Below are 20,275 nucleotides of genomic sequence, written 5' to 3'. Positions count from 1 at the left end.
CGAACCCGGAAGCTAAGCCTCACAGCGCCGATGGTACTGCAGGGGGGACCCTGTGGGAGAGTAGGACGCCGCCGAACAATCATTCAGAGAAGGCCTCACCCGGTTTCCGGGTGGGGCCTTCTCGCGTTTTCGCGGTTTGATTCAGGGCTTGATTCAGAGCTTGAGCTTGAATCCGACGTGCGAGGCCACGAAGCCGAGCCGCTCGTAGAAGCGGTGCGCGTCCGTCCGCGTCGCGTCCGAGGTCAGCTGGACGAGGTCGGCGTCCAGCGCGCGGGAGCGTTCGACGGCCCACTGGATCAGTTCGGTGCCGAGTCCGCTGCCGCGTTCGTCGGCGTGGATGCGGACGGCCTCGATGATCGTGCGGGTGGCGCCCGCCCGGGAGAGGCCCGGGACGACAGTGAGCTGCAGGGTTCCGATGACGCGGCCGGCGCGTTCGGCCACCACCAGGTGCTGGTGCGGGTCGCCGTCGATGCGGGCGAAGGCGGTGCGGTAGGGGGTGAGGTCGTCGGGGCTCTCCCGCGTGGCGCCCAGTGGATCGTCGGCGAGCATGGCCACGATCGCCGGCAGGTCGCCTTCGCCGGCCCGTCGAATCGTCAGAACAGCCGTTTCAGTCATGATCAGAGACTAGAGCCGCCCGGGGAGGCGGACCCACCCCTGTCTACGCCCGTAGCACCCCTTCACGGCCCTTCTGAGGGGTAATGCGCGGTAGTGCGGCGTCAGTCCCCGGGCTCGGCACTCGTGATGACGGCGAAGACGGCACCGTGCGGGTCGAGCAGCTGGGCGAGGCGGCCGACGCCGTGGACGTCCGTCGCGGGGATCCGTACCTTCGCGCCGAGAGTGTCGGCGATGGCGAGACTCGCGTCCACGTTGGGGACCTCGAAGTAGGGGAGCCAGTGCGAGCCGGTGCCGCGCGCGGTGTGTTCGGGGCCGAGCTGCATGATGCCGCCGTGGGCGTCGTCGGTGCCGCCTCCCGCCGGGGTGAGGACGGTGTAGATCACGTCGCCGAGCGGGACGTCCTGCTCCTGCCAGCCGAAGACCGCCCGGTAGAAGGCCTTGGCCCGTTTGGCGTCGATGCTGTAGCACTCGGCCCAGCAGAGGCTGCCCTCGTCGTTGACGAGGTCCAGGCCGCGGGTGTCGCGGGGTTGCCAGACCGCGAAGTCGGCACCGGTCGGGTCGGTGTAGCCGGCCATCCGGCCCGCCGTGAAGACGTCGAAGGGGGTGAACCGGACCCGGCCGCCGGACCGTTCCACGAGTTCGGTGGTGCGGTCGGCGTCGGGGGTGGCGAAGTACAGGGTCCAGCCGGGCAGGGTGCCCTCCTCGGCGAGGGGGCCGAGGGCGGCGACCGTGCGGTCGTCGAGCTGGAAGAAGCCGTAGCCGCCGGCCTCGGGGCCGGCCGAGTCGAAGGACCAGCCGAACAGGGCGGTGTAGAAGTCGACGGAGGCCCTGGTGTCGGGGCTGGTCAGGTCGAGCCAGTTCGGGGAACCGGGGCGGAAGGCGGTGTTGAGCATGGCGGCAGTGCTCCTCGGACGGGGCCCGTACGGTCGCGGGCGCGGTCGAGATCCCCTGGACCTTCCAGCCTGGCACCTCGGAGGGGGTGGTGCACGGCGGGCTTTCGTCGGACTCCCGGGCTTCCCGGCCAGGCTCTCCCGCCGCTTTCCGCGCGGTTCCGGGCTTGTCGGCGAGGGGCTGTACGGTGCGTAACGGAAGGGTCCACCCGTACTGGTCGAAGAGGGGGCTCCGGTGGGCAAGCAGCCACAGTCGGGGCAGCAGACGCAGCAGCAGGTGCCGCACCAGCTGGCGCAGGTCGAGGGCGTGCTGGAGCGGATCACCTACGCCAATGAGGACACCGGCTACACCGTGGCCCGGGTGGACACCGGCCGGGGCGGGAACGACCTGCTGACGGTGGTGGGCGCGCTGCTGGGGGCGCAGGTCGGGGAGTCGCTGCGGCTGCACGGCCGGTGGGGCTCGCACCCGCAGTACGGGCGGCAGTTCATGGTGGAGAACTACACCACGGTGCTGCCGGCCACCGTGCAGGGCATCCAGCGCTACCTGGGCTCGGGGCTGATCAAGGGAATCGGGCCGCGGTTCGCCGAGCGGATCGTGGAGCGCTTCGGGGTGGACACCCTGGAGGTGATCGAGAACGAGCCGGGCCGGCTGATCGAGGTGCCCGGACTGGGACCGAAGCGGACCAGGAAGATCGCCGCGGCCTGGGAGGAGCAGAAGGCCATCAAGGAGGTGATGGTCTTCCTGCAGGGGGTCGGGGTGTCGACCTCGCTGGCGGTGCGGATCTACAAGCAGTACGGCGACGCCTCGATCGGCGTGGTGAAGAACGAGCCGTACAAGCTGGCGGCGGACGTCTGGGGCATCGGCTTCCTGACGGCGGACCGGATCGCCCAGGCGGTGGGCATCCCGCACGACAGCCCGGAGCGGGTGAAGGCGGGGCTGCAGTACGCGCTGTCGCAGAGCAGCGACCAGGGGCACTGCTACCTGCCGGAGGAGCGGCTGATCGCGGACGGCGTGAAGCTGCTGCAGGTGGACGTGGGGCTGGTGATCGACTGCCTGGCCGAGCTGGTCGCCGCCGAGGGCGTGGTGCGCGAGACGGTGCCGGGCGAGGCGGGCGAGCCGATCACCGCGGTCTACCTGGTGCCGTTCCACCGGGCGGAGATCTCGCTGGCCAACCAGCTGCTGCGGCTGCTGCGTTCGGACTCCGACCGGATGCCGTGGTTCGCCGGGGTGGACTGGCCGGTGGCACTGGAGTGGCTGGCCAAGCGGACGGGGGCGGAGCTGGCGCCGGAGCAGGAACAGTCGGTGCGGCTGGCGCTGACGCGGAAGGTCGCGGTGCTGACGGGTGGTCCGGGCTGCGGGAAGTCGTTCACGGTGAAGTCGATCGTGACGCTGGCGCTGGCCAAGCGGGCGAAGGTGGTGCTGGCGGCGCCGACCGGCCGGGCGGCGAAGCGGTTGTCGGAGCTGACCGGGGTGGAGGCCTCGACGGTGCACCGGCTGCTGGAGCTGAAGCCGGGCGGGGACGCCGCGTACGACCGGGACCGGCCGCTGGACGCGGACCTGGTGGTGGTGGACGAGGCCTCGATGCTGGACCTGATCCTGGCGAACAAGCTGGTCAAGGCGGTCCCGCCGGGCGCTCACCTGCTGTTCGTGGGGGACGTGGACCAGCTGCCCTCGGTGGGCGCCGGGGAGGTGCTGCGGGACCTGCTGGCCGAGGACGGGCCGATCCCGTCGGTGCGGCTGACCCGGATCTTCCGGCAGGCCCAGGAGTCGGGGGTGGTGACGAACGCGCACCGGATCAACGAGGGCAAGCCGCCCCTGACGGAGGGGCTGGCGGACTTCTTCCTGTTCGTGGAGGACGACGCGGAGCGGGCGGCCGGGCTGACGGTGGACGTGGTGGCGCGCCGGATCCCGCAGAAGTTCGGCTTCGACCCGCGCCGGGACGTCCAGGTGCTGGCGCCGATGCATCGCGGCCCGGCGGGGGCGGGGAACCTGAACACGCTGCTGCAGGCGGCGGTGACGCCGGCCCGGGAGGGGCTGGCGGAGCGGCGTTTCGGCGGGCGGACGTTCCGGGTGGGGGACAAGGTCACCCAGATCCGAAACAACTACGACAAGGGGCGGAACGGCGTCTTCAACGGCACAGTGGGAGTGGTGACCGCCCTCAGCGTGGACGACCAGCGGCTGACGGTGGTCACCGACGAGGACGAGGAGGTGGTGTACGACTTCGACGAACTGGACGAGCTGGCCCACGCGTACGCGGTGACGATCCACCGTTCGCAGGGCAGCGAGTATCCGGTGGTGGTGATTCCGGTCACCATGTCCGCTTGGACGATGCTCCAGCGAAATCTGCTTTACACCGCGGTGACCAGAGCCAGAAAACTCGTCGTGCTGGTCGGGTCACGGAAGGCGATCGCGCAGGCCGTGCGGGCCGTCAGCGCAGGTCGGCGGCATGCCGCCCTCGATCATCGGCTTGCTTCTGGATGATTATCCAACAGGATGGTTGCCTCTAAGGTTCTCTTGACGTGAAGAGATTTACGGCAGAGCCTAGGGTAGTGCCGATCTTGTCCGGTTCGTACCGGCTGCGGCGGCGGGTTTTGTAGGGGCGGGCCCTTCCGGGCCACCCCGGGTGCGCGACTGTCCTCCGGATGGGGGATGGTGGAGACAGTCAGGGCACCTTGGAAGAGGATTCATTTCGTCGGTGAGGAAGACGTGAGCGACAACTCGGTAGTACTGCGGTACCAGGACGGCGAGTACGAGTACCCCGTCGTCGAGAGCACTGCGGGCAACTCCGGCTTCGACATCTCGAAGCTGCTCCCGCAGACCGGCCTGGTCACCCTGGACAACGGCTTCGGTAACACCGCTGCGTACAAGTCCGCGATCACCTTCGTGGACGGCGACAACGGCATTCTTCGGTACCGCGGCTACCCGATCGAGCAGCTCGCAGCGCAGGGCGGCTTCATCGAGACCGCGTACCTCCTGATCAACGGCGAGCTGCCCAACGCGGACCAGCTGGCGGAGTTCAACCGCGAGATCACCCAGCACACGCTGCTGCACGAGGACGTCAAGCGCTTCTTCCAGGGCTTCCCGCGGGACGCCCACCCGATGGCCATGCTGTCCTCGGTGGTCGGTGCGCTCTCCACGTTCTACCCGGAGAGCCACAACCCCTTCGACGCGGCCCAGCGTCACCTGTCGACCGTCCGCCTGCTGGCGAAGCTGCCGACGATCGCCGCGTACGCGTACAAGAAGGCGATGGGCCAGCCCTTCGTCTACCCGCGCAACGACCTGAGCTACGTCGAGAACCTCCTGCGGATGACCTTCGCGGTCCCCGCCGAGGACTACGAGCTCAACCCGGTCGTCGTCAACGCCCTGGACAAGCTGCTCATCCTGCACGCGGACCACGAGCAGAACTGCTCGACCTCCACCGTGCGCCTGGTCGGCTCCAGCCACGCCAACCTGTTCGCCTCGATCTCGGCCGGCATCTCGGCCCTGTGGGGCCCGCTGCACGGCGGCGCCAACCAGGCCGTGCTGGAGATGCTGGAGAGCATCCAGAAGGACGGCGGCGACGTCGACGCGTTCATCGCGAAGGTGAAGAACAAGGAAGCCGGCGTCAAGCTGATGGGCTTCGGCCACCGCGTCTACAAGGCCTTCGACCCGCGCGCCGCGCAGGTCAAGCTGCTCGCGCACGAGGTCCTCGGCCAGCTCGGCAAGAACGACGAGCTGCTGGACATCGCGCTCAAGCTGGAGGAGCACGCCCTCAAGGACGACTTCTTCATCTCGCGCAAGCTGTACCCGAACGTGGACTTCTACACCGGCCTGATCTACCGCGCCATGGGCTTCCCGACCAGCATGTTCACCGTGCTGTTCGCCCTCGGCCGGCTGCCCGGCTGGATCGCCCACTGGCACGAGATGATCAACGACCCGACCAGCCGCATCGGCCGTCCGCGTCAGATCTACACCGGCACCGCGATCCGCGACTACGTCGAGCTCGACCAGCGCTGACGCACCGCGAGTGAACGGAGAGGGGCCCGGCCGCTGCTGAGCGGCCGGGCCCCTTCGCCGTCCCCGCGCCCTGGACCCGGAAGGGCCCGCGCGGGGACGGAACCGTACAGCGCACGACTCCGGGGCCGGCCGCAGCCGGGGACGGCCGCTCAAAGCGTCCCTGGCCCGCCGCAACCCCGGCGCCGTGCGCGAAGGCCGTCGAGACCGACGACCGTTCCCGGGGCCCGCCGGAGCCCCGTCGGCGACAGCCGCTGGATGAGGGACGCATTGCCGTTAGTCGCGCCCCGGCCCATCGGAAAAACTGCCGCACTACCAACCTAAGACGTATCAGCGTGCGAGAAGTTACGCCCGAGGGGTGTGAGCTGCCTCTCGCCACGCTCCGTAGGCGCGCCGTTCCGCGCTCATATCACACCTTCCCTCGCGCCCGACGTCACCCTCCCCGCAGTCACGGCAACCGAGCGTGATAGGAATCGTGGCATTCCGGTACGGACCGTCGCGCACCCTTGCAGCGCGGCGGCGGAACTGGGGAGGGAGTGCGCAGATGGCCAGGAACGTCGTCGTCACCGGCGGTGGCACGGGAATCGGGTACGAAGTCGCGCGGCGGTTCGCCGAGGCGGGCGAGCACGTGGTGATCGTCGGTCGGCGCCGGGAGGTCCTCGAGAAGGCCGCGGCCGACCTCGGACCGAACGTGACCCCGCTGGTGTGCGACCTCGCCGACCCGGACGCGGTCGAGGCGGCGCTCGACGGACTGCCCGAGCGGATCGACGTGCTGGTGAACAACGCCGGCAGCCGGGAGACCGTGGTCGGCGGCGGGCCGCACGCCCTGCTGGCCCGCTGGCGCGGCGACTTCGAGCGCAACGTGCTGACCGTGGTGCTGCTCACCGAGTCGATCCGGGACCGGCTCACCCCCGGCTCCGGCCGGGTGGTCACCATCAGTTCCATCGCCGCCCTGCGCGGGGCCGGCTCGTACGGCGCCGCGAAGGCCTCGCTGCACGCCTGGAACCACTTCCTGGCCGCCCAGTTGGGGACTTCGGGGATCACCGCCAACATCGTCGCGCCGGGGACGGTCAGCGGCACCGAGTTCTTCGGACCGCGGCTGGACGAGGCCGAGGTGGCCCGCCGAGCGGCGCGCACGCTGCTCGGCCGGATCGGCGAGACCGGTGAGGTCGCGGCGGCGGTGCACTTCCTGGCCTCTCCGGAGGCCGGGTTCATCACCGGCGAGATCCTGCACTGCAACGGCGGCGAGCTACTGGGGCGTTGAGGCATGGCGAAGGCCCCGGACCGCTCGTCGGTCCGGGGCCTTCGCGCTGTTCGGGCTCGGTGTCGTCAGGCGGGCTGGAAGCGGCGCAGCCGGAGGCTGTTGGTGACCACGAAGACCGAGGAGAAGGCCATCGCGGCCCCGGCGATCATCGGGTTGAGCAGTCCGGCGGCGGCCAGCGGGATCGCCGCCACGTTGTAGCCGAAGGCCCAGAACAGGTTGCCCCTGATGGTGCCGAGGGTGCGGCGGGAGAGCCGGATCGCGTCGGCCGCCGAGCGCAGGTCGCCGCGGACCAGGGTGAGGTCGCCGGCTTCGATGGCGGCGTCGGTGCCGGTGCCCATGGCCAGGCCCAGGTCGGCCTGGGCGAGCGCGGCCGCGTCGTTGACGCCGTCGCCGACCATCGCGACCGTCCGTCCCTCGGCCTGCAGCCGCTTGACGGTGTCCACCTTGTCCTCGGGCAGTACCTCGGCGACCACGTCCTGCGGGTCGATGCCGACCTCGGCGGCCACCGCCTCGGCCACCGCCCGGTTGTCTCCGGTCAGCAGCACCGGGCGCAGACCGAGCGCCCGCAGCTCGGCGATGGCCTCGGCGCTGGTCGGCTTGACCGCGTCGGCGACCTCCAGGACGGCCCGGGCCTCGCCGTCCCAGCCGACCGCGACCGCGGTGCGGCCGGCCGCCTCGGCCCCGGCCTTGGCGCGGGCCAGGACGGGCGGCAGGTGCTGCTCGCGGTCGGCGAGCAGGGCCTCGCGCCCGGCCGTCACCGTACGGCCGTCCACGACGCCCTCCACGCCCCGCCCGGGCACGTTGCGAAAGTCCTCGACCACCGGCAGCGCGCCGGTCCGCTCGGCGGCGGCGTCCGCGATCGCGCGGGCGATCGGGTGCTCGGAGGCGTGCTCCAGGGCGCCGGCCAGGCGCAGCGCCTCGGCCTCGGTGACGCCGTCCGCGGTGTGCACGGCGACCAGGGCCATCCGGCCGGTGGTGACGGTGCCGGTCTTGTCCAGGACGACGGTGTCGACCCGGCGGGTGGTCTCCAGGACCTCCGGGCCCTTGATCAGGACGCCGAGCTGGGCGCCGCGGCCGGTGCCGACCAGGAGCGCGGTCGGGGTGGCCAGGCCGAGGGCGCACGGGCAGGCGATGATCAGCACGGCCACGGCAGCCGTGAACGCCTCGGTGGGGCTGCTGGTGGCCAGCAGCCAGCCGACCAGGGTGGCGAGCGCGATCAGGATGACCACGGGGACGAAGACGGCGGAGATCCGGTCGGCCAGGCGCTGGGCGGCGGCCTTGCCGTTCTGGGCCTCCTCGACCAGCCGGGCCATCCGGGCCAGTTGGGTGTCCGCGCCGACCCGGGTCGCCTCGACCACCAGGCGGCCGCCCGCGTTGACGGTGGCGCCGGTGACGGCGTCCCCGACGGTGACCTCGACCGGGACGGACTCGCCGGTGAGCATCGAGGCGTCCACGGCGGAACTGCCCTCGACCACCGTGCCGTCGGTGGCGACCTTCTCGCCGGGGCGCACCACGAAGCGCATGCCGACGGCCAGCCGGTCCACGGGCAGCCGGACCTCGCGGCCTCCCCGCAGGACGGCGACGTCCTTGGCGCCGAGGTCGAGCAGGGCGTGCAGGGCGGCGCCGGCCCGGCGCTTGGAACGGGCCTCCAGATAGCGGCCGAGCAGGATCAGCACCGTGACGGCGGCGGCGGTCTCCAGGTAGAGCGTGGAGGAGGCGTCGGTGTCGCCGATCGACAGCGAGAAGTCGTGGCGCATCCCCGGCATGCCGGCGTGGCCCCGGAACAGCGCCCAGCAGGACCAGCCGAAGGCGGCCAGGGTGCCGAGCGAGACCAGGGTGTCCATGGTCGCGGCGCCGTGCTTGAGGTTGGTCCAGGCGGCGCGGTGGAAGGGCAGGCCGCCGTAGACCACGACCGGGCCGGTGAGCGCGAAGGCCAGCCACTGCCAGTTGGTGAACTGCAGGGCCGGGACCATCGACAGCAGGACCACCGGGACGCTGAGCACGGCGCTGATCAGCAGCCGGTCGTAGTGGGGGTCCTGGTCGGCGGGCCGCTCGGCGGCGGTGGCGGCGGCCGGCTCGGGGGCGGCGGGGGCCGGCGGCGGGAGCTCGGCGGTGTAGCCGGTCCGCTCCACGGTGGAGATCAGGTCCTCCACCGAGACGCCGGGGCCGTAGTCGACCCGGGCCTTCTCGGTGGCGAAGTTGACGGTGGCCTCGACGCCGTCCAGCCGGTTGAGCTTCTTCTCGATCCGGGCCGCGCAGGAGGCGCAGGTCATCCCGCCGATCGACAGCTCGACCCGGTCCCGGGCCCCGACATCCGGGGCGGTCGTGCTCATGCGGATCAGCTCCTTGGTGGGGGTGTACGGCGGGGGCCGTTCGGCCGGGCCCCGCCGTACGGTGGTGGCTCAGGCGCTGCGGCCGACCAGCTCGTAGCCGGCCTCGTCGACGGCGGCGCGGACCTGCTCCTCGTCCAGTGGGGCGGCGGAGGAGACCGTCACGGTACCGGCCTGGGCGTCGGCGGCGACCTCGGTGACACCGGCCAGCGCGGAGAGCTCCTCGCTGATCGCCTTCTCGCAGTGGCCGCAGCTCATGCCGGACACGGTGTAGGTGATGGTGCTGGACATCGGGGGCCTCCGGAGGGTCGGTGCGGGTCTTGCTCTCTCGAACAACACCATACCCCTCTGGGGTATTTCCTGGAGGGGTGGGTGAGGTGGATCGCATCGTAGGCGACCGGGGTGGTCAGGCCGGGGAGGAGGGGTACTGGGCCGGGATCGGCGCGGTGGGCTCGCGTCGCACCAGCAGGCGCAGCCAGAGCAGCCCGCCCAGGGACACCAGGAGCAGGCCGGCCGTGTCGTAGGCGGTGTACAGGTGCACCTGCTCGCTGGTCGGGTCGGGCATGTAGCCGAGATCGAACAGCGCGCGCTGGAAGGCGCTGGTGGTGGTCCGGGCGACCAAAGACGGCGATGCCGCCCGTGGAGTCCCAGAGGGCGTGCAGCAGTGACACGCCCAGGTAGGTGAGCAGGGCCGGGGCGGTGAAGCGGAAGTGGCCGCCGCGCCGCTCGCGGAACAGCACCCCGCCGATGATCGCGGTCCACAGGATGTGGCCGACCGGCGCGAGCACCCCGCGCAGGATCTCGGTCTCCACCAGGTCGTTCAGCGAGAGGCCCTGGATGCTCAGTACCGCGTTGAAGGCGTACCCGGCGCTCTCGAAGGCGGCGAACCCGGCGCCGACGGTGGCGCCCAGCACCAGCCCGTACCGCAGCCCGCTGACCCGCAGCCGCCGGCTGACCATCACCAGGGCGGCCAGCTTGACCGCCTCCTCGATCAGGCCGACGCCGACGTACATCCACACCGAGGGCGAGAGCAGGTAGCTCTCCAGCACCGAGGCGCCCAGGACGCCGATGATCCCGCCGATGCCGAAGCAGGCGAGGATCCGGTCCGGGCCCAGGTCGGCGGCGTGGCGCTCGTACGCCCAGATCACCACGGTGACCGGGACGAGGAAGCTGCCGAGCAGCACGATCGTCGGGACCAGGTTGCTGTTGTCGGTGAAGAAGGTGACGAGGACGGTGCAGGCCCAGAGCACCAGGCCGGTCAGGAAGAACGTGAACCAGTGGTGGGGCCCGGCAGTCGTACCGGCCTGAGGGGTGGAGGGACGGTGAGTGGGTCGGTAACCGGACACCGGGCAGGGCCTCCTCTGAGTAGCCACTTTGGTCGAACTTTATGACAAATCGGGCACGTGGGTGCGATGTGGACAGATGTCGGAAGGGGCGGCGGCCGATCGGGGCGAGGGCCGGCCCGATGGGGCGAGCGAGTGGTTCGGCGCCGCGATCGTCCCTTATGTTCGATATGTGCTTCCGATCCGCCGTGCCCAGTCGCCCTCGGCACCCACCGCCGCCGGACTGCCGACGGACCGGCAGCGCGACGCCCTGCTGGCCGCCGACCTCCAGGACGTGCCGCTCTGGCGGCGGGCGACCCCGGCGCTGATCGCCGTCCTGCTGGTCTCACTCGCGGACCTCCTCTCCGGCAAGGACCGCTACCTCGCGCCCCTGATGACCGTCGTCCCGGCCGTCGCCGCGCTCACCCTCAAACCCCGCGAACTGCTCGCGGTCTGCTCGGTCGGGCTGCTCACGGTCTACGGACTCAGCCGCTACGACCAGGTCGACAACATCAACGACGCACGCTTCCTCTACGGTGCGATGGTCAGCTACCTGGTTCTGACGGTCTTCTCGGCCTGGGTGGCCAAGATCCGGATGCGGCGGGCGGCGGCCTTCGCGGCGGTCAGCTCCGTCGCCGAGGCCGCCCAGCGGGCCCTGCTACGGCTGCCGGGGCCGGCCGTCGGGCCGCTGCGACTGGCCGTGCGGTACGTGTCGGCGGCGGACGCCTCGCGGATCGGCGGGGACCTGTACTCGGTGCTGGAGACGCCGCACGGGACGCGGGTCGCGGTCGGGGACGTCCGGGGCAAGGGATTGGCGGCCGTCCAGACGGCGGCAGTGGTGCTCGGCGCGTTCCGCGAGGCCGCGTACGACGAGGCCGGGCTGCGGGGCGTCGCGGCGCGGATCGAGGCCAGCGTCGAGCGGCACGTACCGGACGGGGAGTTCACCACGGCGCTGTTCGCGGAGTTCCGGACACCCGGGGAGATGGAGCTGCTGCAGTTCGGGCACGTGGCGCCGATCCGGGTCGACGGCGACGGGCTCGCGCACGTGCTGGACGCGCCGGACCCGTGGGTGCCGCTGGGCCTCGGACGGCTGGCGGTCGGGGAGCCGACCACCTGGGGGCAGCCGTTCGGGGCGGAGGACGTGCTGGTGCTCTGCACGGACGGGGTGATCGAGGCGCGGCACCGCAAGAGCGGGGAGTTCTATCCGCTGGCGGAGCGGGTCGGGCCGCTGGTACGGGGGGCCGCGCGCTCGGCGGGGGAGCTGGAGGCGGCGGTGGGGCGGGTGTACGCGGACCTGCTGGCGCACACGGGCGGGGAGTTGCGGGATGACGCTTTGTTGTTGCTGATCACGCGGACGGATTAGGGGGCGCGGGGCGGGGCGCGGCGGGGTGGGTGCGGCTCAGCCGGTGGTGACGTCGGCGAGGGTGCGGAAGAGGAGGGCGGTGGAGGTGGCGCCGGGGTCCTGGTGGCCGATGCTGCGTTCGCCGAGGTAGGAGGCGCGGCCCTTGCGGGCCTGGAGGGGGACGGTGTCGCGGGCGCCCCGGTCGGCGGCCTCGGCGGCGGCCGCGGCCGCCTCGGGGAGGGTGGCGCCGGTGGCGGCCGCATGGCGGAAGGCGGCGACGGCCGGCGTCCAGGCGTCGACGATGGTCTTGTCCCCGGGCTCGGCCTTGCCGAGGGTGCGGATGGCGTCCAGGCCGGCCGCGAGGGCCTCGGCGACGGCGGCCGGGGCGGCGGGCTCGGGGAGGGCGGCGCCGATGGCGCGGAAGGCCTTGCCGTAGAGCGGGCCGGAGGCACCGCCGACCTTGGAGATGAGGGTGATGCCGGTCTTGGTGAGGACGGCGCCGGGGCTGGCCGGCTGGAGGCCGTCCAGGGCGGTCAGGGCGGCGGCGAAGCCCCGCTGGAGGTTGCTGCCGTGGTCGCCGTCGCCGATCGCGGAGTCCAGTTCGGTGAGCCGGGTCTGCTCCTTCTCGACGGCCGCGGCGATCGCGCGGATCCAGGCTTCGGCCAGTGAGATGTCGAACAGCGGGGTGGCGGAGTCCATCGCGTCTCCTTCGAACGGCTCAGGCCCGCTTGAGGGCGGGGGTGTCGACCGGGGCGTCCCAGAGTTCCAGCAGCTGGGCGTCGGCCTTGGTGAGGGTGAGTGAGAAGCCCGCCATGTCCAGGCTGGTGACGTAGTTGCCGACCAGGCTGCGGGCCACCGTGATGCCGCGCTCGGCGAGCCGGGCGGCGACCTCGCCGTAGACCACGTACAGCTCCAGCAGCGGCGTCGCGCCGAGGCCGCTGAGCAGGGCGATCACCTCGTCGCCCGGGGTCAGGTGGTGGTCGGTGAGGATGGTCTCGACCACCTGGGCGGCCAGTTCGCGGGCCGGGCGGAGCTTCTCGCGGCGGCGGCCGGGCTCGCCGTGGATGCCGACGCCGACCTCGATCTCGTCCTCGGGCAGGTCGAAGCCGGGCCTGCCGGCGGCCGGGACGGTGGCGGCGGTGAGCGCGATCGCGAAGGAGCGGGAGGCGGCGTTCACCCGCTCACCCAGGGCGGCCACCTCGTCCAGCGGGGCGCCGCGTTCGGCCAGCGCGCCGGCGGTCTTCTCGACCAGGACGGTGGCGCCGGTGCCCCGGCGGCCGGCCGTCCAGGTGGAGTCCTCGACCGCGACGTCGTCGTTGACCAGGACGGTGCGGACCTCCAGGCCCTCCTCGGCGGCGAGTTCGGCGGCGAGCTCGAAGTTCATCACGTCGCCGGTGTAGTTCTTCACCACGAAGACCACCCCGGCGCCGTTCTCCACCGCCTTGGCGGCGGCCAGCATCTGGTCCGGGACGGGCGAGGTGAACACCTCGCCGGGGCAGGCGGCGTCGAGCATGCCGGGGCCGACGAAGCCGCCGTGCAGCGGCTCGTGGCCGGAGCCGCCGCCGGAGATCAGCGCGACCTTGGGGCCGGCCGGGCGGGCGGCCCGGGTGATCACCCGGTTGGGGATGTCGACCGCCAGCTCGGGGTGGGCGGCGGCGACTCCGGCCAAGGCGTCCTCCAGGACGCTCTCCGGGGTGTTGATCAGCTTCTTCAACGCTCTTCGCTCCCTTGGGTGACCTTGAGATCAGGACGCTACGGCTGCGGACGCTGGTGGACCCGACGCTACGCCGGACGGGGGTGCGGGGCACGGGGTGCGACACACGCGATTCCGGTCACTCGCCCGGAGCAGCGGGACGGGGCCGTAGGGTCGTGGGCATGAGCGAACACGTGGGCATTGTTCTGGTTTCGCACAGCGCCAAGCTGGCCGCCGGGCTGCGCGAGCTGCTCGGTGAGCTCGCCCCGGACGGCGTGCGGGTGGTGGTCGCGGCCGGGACGGAGGACGGCGGGCTCGGCACCAGCTACGAGCTGATCGCCGGGGCGATCGCGAAGGCGGACGGCGGGGCGGGCGTGGTCGTGCTGCCGGACCTCGGCAGTTCGGTGCTCACCGCGGTGACGGTGCTGGAGGACGAGCCGCGTCCGGGCGTGCGGCTGGTGGACGCGCCGTTCGTGGAGGGCGCGGTGGCGGCCGCCGTCACCGCCTCGACCGGGGCGGGGCTGGCCGAGGTGGTCGCGGCGGCCGAGGACGCGCGTTCCTTCCGCAAGCTGTAGGACTCACTTGGCGTCCGCGTAGCAGTCCACCACCGCCGTGCTGAGCGGGAACCGCACCGGGGTGTCGCCGAAGACCAGCCGCCGGGCCTCGTCGCCGGCCTCGGCGACGGCGGCGGCCACCTCGTCGGCCAGGTTGGCGGGGGTGTGCACGATCACCTCGTCGTGCTGGAAGAACACCAGGTGCGGGCGGTCCGCCGGGCCCGCCACCGGCAGTTCGCCCAGCCGGCGGCGCAGCGCCGCGAGCAGGGCCAGTGCCCAGTCGGCGGCGCTGGCCTGGATGACGAAGTTGCGGGTGAACCGGCCGCGGGCGCGGGCGGTGCGCCCGCCCGCCTCGCCGGCGGTGTCGGCCTCGGTGAGGTCGAGGAAGTCGGCGGAGGCGGGCGGGCAGACCCGGCCGAGCCGGGAGGCGACCACGCCGCCGTCCTCGCCGGTGCGGGCGGCGGCCTCGACGTAGCCCATCGCGGCGGGGTAGCGGCGGCGCAGGGTGTTCAGCAGCGGGCCGATGTCGCCGCTGGTCTGCCCGTACATGGCGCCGAGCAGGCCGAGTTTGGCCTTGTCGCGGTCGCCCTGGAAGGCGTTGGCGGCGAGCGCCTCGTAGAGGTCGCCGCCGGCCGCGGTGCGGGCCAGGCCGGCGTCCTGGGAGAGCGCGGCGAGCACGCGCGGTTCCAGTTGGGCGGCGTCGGCGACGACCAGCAGCCAGCCCGGGTCGGCGACCACGGCGCGGCGCAGGATGCGCGGGATCTGCAGGGCGCCGCCGCCGCGGCTGGCCCAGCGGCCGGAGACCACGCCGCCGACCACGTACTCGGGCCGGAAGCGGCCGCCGCGGGCCCAGGCGTCCTGCCAGGCCCAGCCGTGGGCGACGTGGATCCGGGCCAGCTCCTTGTAGCGGATCAGCAGCTGGGCGGCCGGGTGGTCGATGCCCTTGAGCTCCCAGGAGCGGGTGGAGCCGAGCTGGATGCCGGCCTCGGCGAAGGCGCGCAGCACCTGGGTGTGTGAGTCGGGGTTGAACGGCTTGACGCCGAGGGCCTGTTGGAGCTCGACGGCGAGTTCGGCGAGCCGCCGGGGCTGGGTGCCGGGGACGGTCGGGCGCGGGCCGAGCAGCTCGGTCAGCAGGTGGTCGTGGACGTCGGCGCGCCAGGGCAGGCCGTCGTGGGCCATCTCGGCGGCCGCCAGCGCGCCGGCCGACTCGGCGGCGACCAGCAGCCGGAAGCGCTGCCGGGCGGCCGGGTCGGCGATGGCGGCGATCCGCCGCTGCTGCTCGGCGTGCACGGCCACCACGGCGGCCAGCGGGTCGGCGCCGGGCGGCAGTTGCAGCCGGTCGGGGGCGAACAGGGTGTCCTGGCCGTCGTCCGCGTCGGCCAGGCCCGGTTCCGGCAGGTCGTCCGGGACGGGCAGGCCGCGCAGCCGGGACCAGGCGGCGCCGAGCGAGCGCGGCGCGCCGAAGCGGCCCTCGTGGCTCAGCAGCAGGGCCTCGACCAGCCGCAGGTCGTGGCAGCGGGCGAGCCGGTCGGGCAGCCGGGGCAGCAGCGGGGTGTACCCGGAGTCGGCGGCGGCCCAGACCCAGCGCGGCCCGGGCAAACGACCGCTCCCGGCGGCCTCCCGGGCGGCGACGGCGGCAGCGAGGTCGCGGACGGCCTCCGGCGGGCCGAGCGGCGCCCCGGCGTCGTCCAGCGGCTGGAGGCGGCCGCCGGGGCCGTGGGGGTCGGGCGCGAGGGCGGTTCTGGGGGCCACGGGGGCGTCTCCTCTCCGGCGGACGGTCTGACGTGCGGGTGGGGGCACGGGCGTGCGGGTCGACAGGTCTGCGGCGTCGACGTTAACGGGTGGGGCTGACAATCGGGATCGGGGGCGTATGGGCAGGGTGGGTGACACCGCGTATGGTCGGCGAAATGACCGAGAACCCGTTCTTCACGCCCAGCCCCCTGGTCTACCAACTGCCGCCCTACGCCGAGATCCGGCAGGAGCACTACCTGCCCGCGTACGAGCGCGGGATGGCCGAGCAGCTGGCCGAGATCGCGGCGATCACCGACACCCGCTCCATCCCCACCTTCGAGAACACCCTGGTGGCCCTGGAGCGCTCCGGCGAGCTGCTGAGCCGGGTGGACGCGGTGTTCCGCAACCAGTCCTCCTCCGACACCACCGATCTGCTGGACGAGGTGGAGGCGACGGTGAGCCCGCTGCTCGCCGCCCACCACGACGCGATCCACCTGGACCAGAAGCTGTTCGTCCGGATCGAGGCGCTGTACGAGGCCCGGGCCGGCCTGGGGCTCGACCCGGAGTCGCTGCGGCTGCTGGAGCGCCGGTACACCGCCTTCGTCCGCTCCGGCGCCCGGCTCGGCGCGGCCGAGCAGGCCCGGCTGCGCGAGCTGAACGCCGAACTGGCCGCGCTGGGCACCACGTTCCAGCAGAACGTGAACGCCGCCACCCGGGCCGCCGCGCTGGTCGTGGACTCCGCCGAGGAGCTGGCCGGGCTGTCCGAGGGCGCGATCGCCGGCGCCGCCGAGAACGCCAAGGTGCTCGGCCGTGAGGGCGCGTACGTGCTGAGCCTGAAGAGCACCTCCGGCCAGCCCGAGCTGGCCCAGCTCAGCGACCGTTCGGTGCGCGAGCGCCTGCTGGCGGCCTCGCTCGCCCGCGGTGGCGAGGCCAACGGCCCGCTGGCGATCCGGATGGCCGGGCTGCGCGCCGAGCGGGCCGCGCTGCTGGGGTTCCCGAGCCACGCCGCGTACGTGGTGGCGGACGAGACGGCCGGGACGGTGGAGGCGGTCTCCGGCCTGCTGGCCCGGCTGGTGGAGCCGGCCGTGGCCAACGCCCGCCGGGAGGCCGCCGAGCTGGCCAAGGTGGCGGCCGCGGACGGGGTCGAGGAGATCGCCGCGCACGACTGGGCGTACTACTCGGAGAAGGTCCGGCAGGCCTCCTACCAGGTGGACGCGGCGGCGCTGCGCCCGTACTTCGAGCTGGAGCGGGTGCTGAAGGACGGGGTGTTCTTCGCCGCGAAGCTCGCGTACGGGCTGAGCTTCACCGAGCGGCCGGAGCTGATGGCGCACCACCCGGACGCCCGGGTCTTCGAGGTGTTCGAGGAGGACGGCGGCTCGCTGGGCCTGTTCATCGGCGACTTCCACGCCCGGGCGTCCAAGCGCGGCGGCGCCTGGATGGACGAGCTGGTCGGCCAGTCCGGGCTGACCGGTCGGCGGCCGGTGGTGCTGAACAACCTCAACATCCCGCGTCCGGCGCCCGGTGAGCCGGCGCTGCTCAGCTGGGACGAGGTGCGCACGCTCTTCCACGAGTTCGGGCACGCGCTGCACGGGCTGTTCTCGGACGTGACCTACCCGCTGTTCGCGGGTACGGCGGTGCCGCGGGACTTCGTGGAGTTCCCCTCGCAGGTCAACGAGATGTGGATGGTCCGGCCGGAGGTGCTGGCCAACTACGCCCGCCACCACGAGACCGGGGAGCCGCTGCCGGCCGAGCTGGTCGAGCGGATGACGGCGGCCGAGGGCTTCGGGCAGGGCTTCCGGACGGTGGAGTACCTGGCCGCGACGCTGCTGGACTGGGCCTGGCACACCCTGCCGCAGGGCCACGAGGTCGCGGACGCCGGGGAGTTCGAGGAGCGGGCGCTGGCGGACGCCGGGATCGTCGTCCCGGCGATCCCGCCGCGTTACCGCACGCCGTACTTCCAGCACATCTTCTCCAGCGGCTACAGCGCCGGGTACTACGCGTACATCTGGTCGGAGGTGCTGGACGCGGACACCGTGCGGTGGTTCGAGACCAACGGGAAGTCGGTGCGGGACAGCGGTGAGCTGTTCCGGCGCGAGCTGCTGGCGCGCGGCAACCGTTCGGACCCGCTGGAGTCCTTCCGCGCGGTGGTCGGCCGGGCGCCGGAGACCGGGCCGCTGCTGGAGCGCCGGGGCCTCGTCTGATCGTCAGCGCGGTGTGAGCACGACCGTCACCGGGGCGCCCGGACGGGCGTGCGGGAGCCGGATCCGTACGGTTCCCGCACGCCCGTCCGCGGGCTGTTCGGCCTCGACGCGGGCGCCGGCGGGGGAGACGGTGACCTGGACGCCGTGCGGGAACGCGGCGGGCGGCAGCAGGAGTTCGGTGCTGCGCCCGGTGCCGTCGGCCGTCCAGCGGACGGTGGCGCCGTCGGTGCGGACGTCGGTGCGGACGTCGGTGCCGGCGACGGCCACCGGGTACGGGCCGAAGGCGGGCTCGTCCCCGGGGGCCGGGTGCCCGGCCGGGTCGAGCGCGCAGTAGCCGCCGGTGCCGTGGCACCAGTACCACATGGTCCAACCCTCGGCGAAGCCGTCCATCGCGGCGACCTGCCGGCGGACCAGCTGACGGTTGCCCGGGGTGCGGGAGTCGGGCGGGCCCCACTCGCCGACCAGGACCGGCAGGCGGTTCGCGGTGGGGTAGCCGGTGATCGCGGCGGTGTACTGCTCCACGAAGCCGTCGGCCGGGTTCCAGTCGGCGCCGTTCTCCACTGCGGTGTCGTAGAAGTGCGGGGCGTAGCCGAGCCGGGGCGCGCCCGGGCGGGGGTCGGTGAAACCGGGCAGCCGGGTGGGCACGCCCTGGCCGACCAGGACGGTCGGTTCGACGAACAGCCAGGCCCGGCAGTCGACCCGGCGTACGGCGGCGATCAGGCGGCGGTACATGTCGGCGAGCCGGCCCTGCTCCAGGGCGGCGGAGGCGGCGGCGAGCACCGCCGGGTCGCTCGGGTCGCCGTCCACCGGGCCGAACGGCTCGTTGAACAGGTCGTAGCCCAACAGGGAGCGATGGCCGCGCAGTTCGCCGGCCAGTCGGGTGTAGAAGTCGGCCTGCCAGGCACGCAGGTCGGGGTCGTCGTAGAGGTGGCGGAAGGCGGCCTGGACGGCGGGTTGGAAGTAGCCGGCGAACCAGTCGTTCGGGTCGGGGGTGAAGGGCAGGCCGTCGTCGCGGGTGGCCCAGAGCGGGATGCCGTTGGTGCCGCCGCCGAACCTCGGCCCGTAGACGTCCTGGTGGAAGTCGACCAGGGCGAGCAGGCCCAGGCGGTCGGCCCAGCCGAGGAGTTGCTGCAGCCGGTGCAGTTCGGCGGGGTCGAGCCGGCCGCGTTCGGGCTCCAGCCTGGTCCAGGAGATCGGCAGCCGGATCAGGGTGAAGCCTTGGGCGGCAAGGGACTTGAGGTCGGTCTCGGTGGCCTCGGCGTACTTGTCGAGGTTGAAGCCGCGCAGCTGGAGGTGCCGGCCCTGGGGGTCGGTGAGCGCGGTGCGACCGTCCGGGGCGGTGGCCGTTCCGGTGGGGAAGTGGTCCCGGTGCCCGCCGTGGGCCGAGGCCGAAGCCGGGGTGGCGGGGGCGCTCAGGGCGGCGGTGGCGGCGAGCAGCAGGGCAACGGCGGTGCGGCGCAGGCGCATCGGGGACCTCGCACGGCGGGGGGTAGGGGCCCCGATGATGCCCGCGGCGCCGGGGGCGGCACAAGGGTCGTGCGCGAAACGGCAGTTCGGCCCGCGGCGGTCCGACTCACGGTGGTTCGGCCCATGCCGGTTCGGCCCGCGGCGGTTCAGCCGGCGGCGGGCTCGGCCGGGGTGGGCGGCAGGACGGCGGTCGGCAGGTCCGCGGCGGCGGCCAGGCGGCCCCAGAGCAGGTCGGCCAGGGCCTGCACCATGCGGGTGCGCGAGCAGGGCTTGGTCTCCAGCCACCAGTCCCCGGCGGCCAGCACCATGCCGGTGATGCCCCGGCCCCAGGCCTCGGCGAGCAGGTCGCGGTCGGCGCCGAGGTCGATCTGGCTCTGCACGGCCCGGGTGATCTCCTCGGCGATCTGCCGGAGGGCGGGGGCGAGCGCGTTGCCGGCGCCGCCCGGGTCGCCGGGCTCGGGGTGGGTGAGCAGCCGGTAGACCTGCGGGCGGGCCTCGATGCCGGCGAGGTAGGTGTCCAGCACGTGTTCGACCCGGTCGCGGCGTTCCAGGGGTTCGGCCAGGGCGGCCCGGATCGCGGCCAGCAGCCCGCCGGTGTGGCGTTCGGTGAGGGCGCTGATCAGGCCGTTCCGGTCGCCGAAGTGCCGGTAGAGGATCGGCTTGGTGATGCCGGCCTCGGCGGCGATGGCGTTCATGCTGGCGCTCGGCCCCTCGCGCTGGATGACCCGGTCGGCGGCGTTGAGCAGCTGCTCGCGACGGGGCTCTCGGGACATGCGCTGCTCCGTAAGTTGTTAGGCGGCCCGGGAGGGCCGGATGTGGCTGATGCGGTCTTGCCTTCTGTGGCTCCCGAGGAGTGGCCGTCCGGCTCTCCG

General features: G+C 73.0%; 16 protein-coding genes and 1 rRNA gene. 7 read left to right on the top strand and 10 right to left on the bottom strand.

What is annotated here, in order from left to right:
- A 5S ribosomal RNA gene (gene rrf / locus ACZ3UD_RS36325) occupies positions 1-77 on the top strand; the annotation flags it as partial.
- 76 nt (positions 78-153) lie between these two features.
- Here the strand turns inward: rrf and ACZ3UD_RS36320 are convergent.
- Complete coding sequence (locus tag ACZ3UD_RS36320; RefSeq protein WP_465597943.1) at positions 154-615, bottom strand: GNAT family N-acetyltransferase; 462 nt, start codon at positions 613-615, stop codon at positions 154-156.
- A gap of 101 nt (positions 616-716) precedes the next feature.
- Complete coding sequence (locus ACZ3UD_RS36315) at positions 717-1,508, bottom strand: VOC family protein (protein ID WP_465597940.1); 792 nt, start codon at positions 1,506-1,508, stop codon at positions 717-719.
- Between the two features lie 232 nt (positions 1,509-1,740).
- Between ACZ3UD_RS36315 and recD2 the strand changes: the two genes are divergently transcribed.
- The 3 genes from recD2 to ACZ3UD_RS36300 all read left to right on the top strand — a co-directional run bounded on the left by recD2 (position 1,741) and on the right by ACZ3UD_RS36300 (position 6,763).
- Positions 1,741-3,987 (top strand): SF1B family DNA helicase RecD2, encoded by a 2,247-nt coding sequence (gene recD2 / locus ACZ3UD_RS36310; RefSeq protein WP_465597938.1) that lies wholly within the window; start codon positions 1,741-1,743, stop codon positions 3,985-3,987.
- Positions 3,988-4,212: 225 nt separating this feature from the next.
- Positions 4,213-5,502: a citrate synthase gene (locus ACZ3UD_RS36305; protein ID WP_465597935.1), complete on the top strand. Its 1,290-nt coding sequence runs from the start codon at positions 4,213-4,215 to the stop codon at positions 5,500-5,502.
- Positions 5,503-6,043: 541 nt separating this feature from the next.
- Positions 6,044-6,763: an SDR family NAD(P)-dependent oxidoreductase gene (locus ACZ3UD_RS36300; RefSeq protein WP_465597933.1), complete on the top strand. Its 720-nt coding sequence runs from the start codon at positions 6,044-6,046 to the stop codon at positions 6,761-6,763.
- 65 nt (positions 6,764-6,828) lie between these two features.
- On the opposite strand, the gene ACZ3UD_RS36295 is transcribed toward ACZ3UD_RS36300, so the two are convergent.
- The 3 genes from ACZ3UD_RS36295 to ACZ3UD_RS36285 form a co-directional block, all read right to left on the bottom strand.
- Complete coding sequence (locus ACZ3UD_RS36295; RefSeq protein WP_465597931.1) at positions 6,829-9,096, bottom strand: heavy metal translocating P-type ATPase; 2,268 nt, start codon at positions 9,094-9,096, stop codon at positions 6,829-6,831.
- A gap of 69 nt (positions 9,097-9,165) precedes the next feature.
- Positions 9,166-9,435: a heavy-metal-associated domain-containing protein gene (locus tag ACZ3UD_RS36290; RefSeq protein WP_465597929.1), complete on the bottom strand. Its 270-nt coding sequence runs from the start codon at positions 9,433-9,435 to the stop codon at positions 9,166-9,168.
- Positions 9,348-10,439 carry a PrsW family intramembrane metalloprotease gene (locus tag ACZ3UD_RS36285; protein WP_465597925.1) on the bottom strand — a complete coding sequence of 364 codons (1,092 nt, stop codon included), beginning with the start codon at positions 10,437-10,439 and terminating at the stop codon, positions 9,348-9,350. Before ACZ3UD_RS36285 ends, ACZ3UD_RS36290 begins: the two co-directional genes overlap by 88 nt.
- Before the next feature lie 169 nt (positions 10,440-10,608).
- On the opposite strand from ACZ3UD_RS36285, the gene ACZ3UD_RS36280 reads away from it, so the two are divergent.
- Entirely contained in the window at positions 10,609-11,778 is a 1,170-nt protein-coding gene (locus ACZ3UD_RS36280; RefSeq protein WP_465597922.1) for a PP2C family protein-serine/threonine phosphatase, read from the top strand.
- Between the two features lie 36 nt (positions 11,779-11,814).
- On the opposite strand, the gene dhaL is transcribed toward ACZ3UD_RS36280, so the two are convergent.
- Positions 11,815-12,456 (bottom strand): dihydroxyacetone kinase subunit DhaL, encoded by a 642-nt coding sequence (gene dhaL / locus ACZ3UD_RS36275; RefSeq protein ID WP_465597919.1) that lies wholly within the window; start codon positions 12,454-12,456, stop codon positions 11,815-11,817.
- Between the two features lie 19 nt (positions 12,457-12,475).
- Entirely contained in the window at positions 12,476-13,471 is a 996-nt protein-coding gene (gene dhaK, locus ACZ3UD_RS36270; protein ID WP_465597916.1) for a dihydroxyacetone kinase subunit DhaK, read from the bottom strand.
- A 161-nt stretch (positions 13,472-13,632) separates the two neighbouring features.
- On the opposite strand from dhaK, the gene dhaM reads away from it, so the two are divergent.
- Positions 13,633-14,025 (top strand): dihydroxyacetone kinase phosphoryl donor subunit DhaM, encoded by a 393-nt coding sequence (gene dhaM / locus ACZ3UD_RS36265; RefSeq protein WP_465597914.1) that lies wholly within the window; start codon positions 13,633-13,635, stop codon positions 14,023-14,025.
- Between the two features lie 3 nt (positions 14,026-14,028).
- Here the strand turns inward: dhaM and ACZ3UD_RS36260 are convergent, their stop codons facing one another.
- Positions 14,029-15,756, bottom strand: coding sequence for a bifunctional 3'-5' exonuclease/DNA polymerase (locus tag ACZ3UD_RS36260; protein ID WP_465597911.1), 1,728 nt, complete (start codon positions 15,754-15,756; stop codon positions 14,029-14,031).
- A gap of 155 nt (positions 15,757-15,911) precedes the next feature.
- On the opposite strand from ACZ3UD_RS36260, the gene ACZ3UD_RS36255 reads away from it, so the two are divergent.
- On the top strand, positions 15,912-17,936 hold the full coding sequence (locus tag ACZ3UD_RS36255) for a M3 family metallopeptidase (protein WP_465597908.1): 2,025 nt from the start codon (positions 15,912-15,914) through the stop codon (positions 17,934-17,936).
- Positions 17,937-17,939: 3 nt separating this feature from the next.
- On the opposite strand, the gene ACZ3UD_RS36250 is transcribed toward ACZ3UD_RS36255, so the two are convergent.
- A complete protein-coding gene (locus ACZ3UD_RS36250) occupies positions 17,940-19,403 on the bottom strand; it encodes a cellulase family glycosylhydrolase (RefSeq protein ID WP_465597905.1) in 1,464 nt (487 codons plus the stop codon).
- 146 nt (positions 19,404-19,549) lie between these two features.
- Positions 19,550-20,176 (bottom strand): TetR/AcrR family transcriptional regulator, encoded by a 627-nt coding sequence (locus tag ACZ3UD_RS36245; protein WP_465597902.1) that lies wholly within the window; start codon positions 20,174-20,176, stop codon positions 19,550-19,552.
- Positions 20,177-20,275: the final 99 nt, after the last annotated feature.

The sequence above is a fragment of the Kitasatospora sp. NPDC023118 genome (assembly GCF_055560875.1).
This window is presented reverse-complemented; position numbering and strand designations above follow the sequence as displayed.

Excerpts from the sequence above, each read along its gene's own strand:
- ACZ3UD_RS36290 (WP_465597929.1), bottom strand. The coding sequence starts at position 9,435 with ATGGTGTTGTTCGAGAGAGCAAGACCCGCACCGACCCTCCGGAGGCCC.
- ACZ3UD_RS36250 (WP_465597905.1), bottom strand. The coding sequence starts at position 19,403 with ATGCGCCTGCGCCGCACCGCCGTTGCCCTGCTGCTCGCCGCCACCGCC.
- ACZ3UD_RS36315 (WP_465597940.1), bottom strand. The coding sequence starts at position 1,508 with ATGCTCAACACCGCCTTCCGCCCCGGTTCCCCGAACTGGCTCGACCTG.
- ACZ3UD_RS36255 (WP_465597908.1), top strand. The coding sequence starts at position 15,912 with ATGACCGAGAACCCGTTCTTCACGCCCAGCCCCCTGGTCTACCAACTG.
- ACZ3UD_RS36295 (WP_465597931.1), bottom strand. The coding sequence starts at position 9,096 with ATGAGCACGACCGCCCCGGATGTCGGGGCCCGGGACCGGGTCGAGCTG.
- ACZ3UD_RS36245 (WP_465597902.1), bottom strand. The coding sequence starts at position 20,176 with ATGTCCCGAGAGCCCCGTCGCGAGCAGCTGCTCAACGCCGCCGACCGG.
- dhaM (WP_465597914.1), top strand. The coding sequence starts at position 13,633 with ATGAGCGAACACGTGGGCATTGTTCTGGTTTCGCACAGCGCCAAGCTG.
- dhaL (WP_465597919.1), bottom strand. The coding sequence starts at position 12,456 with ATGGACTCCGCCACCCCGCTGTTCGACATCTCACTGGCCGAAGCCTGG.
- ACZ3UD_RS36300 (WP_465597933.1), top strand. The coding sequence starts at position 6,044 with ATGGCCAGGAACGTCGTCGTCACCGGCGGTGGCACGGGAATCGGGTAC.
- ACZ3UD_RS36320 (WP_465597943.1), bottom strand. The coding sequence starts at position 615 with ATGACTGAAACGGCTGTTCTGACGATTCGACGGGCCGGCGAAGGCGAC.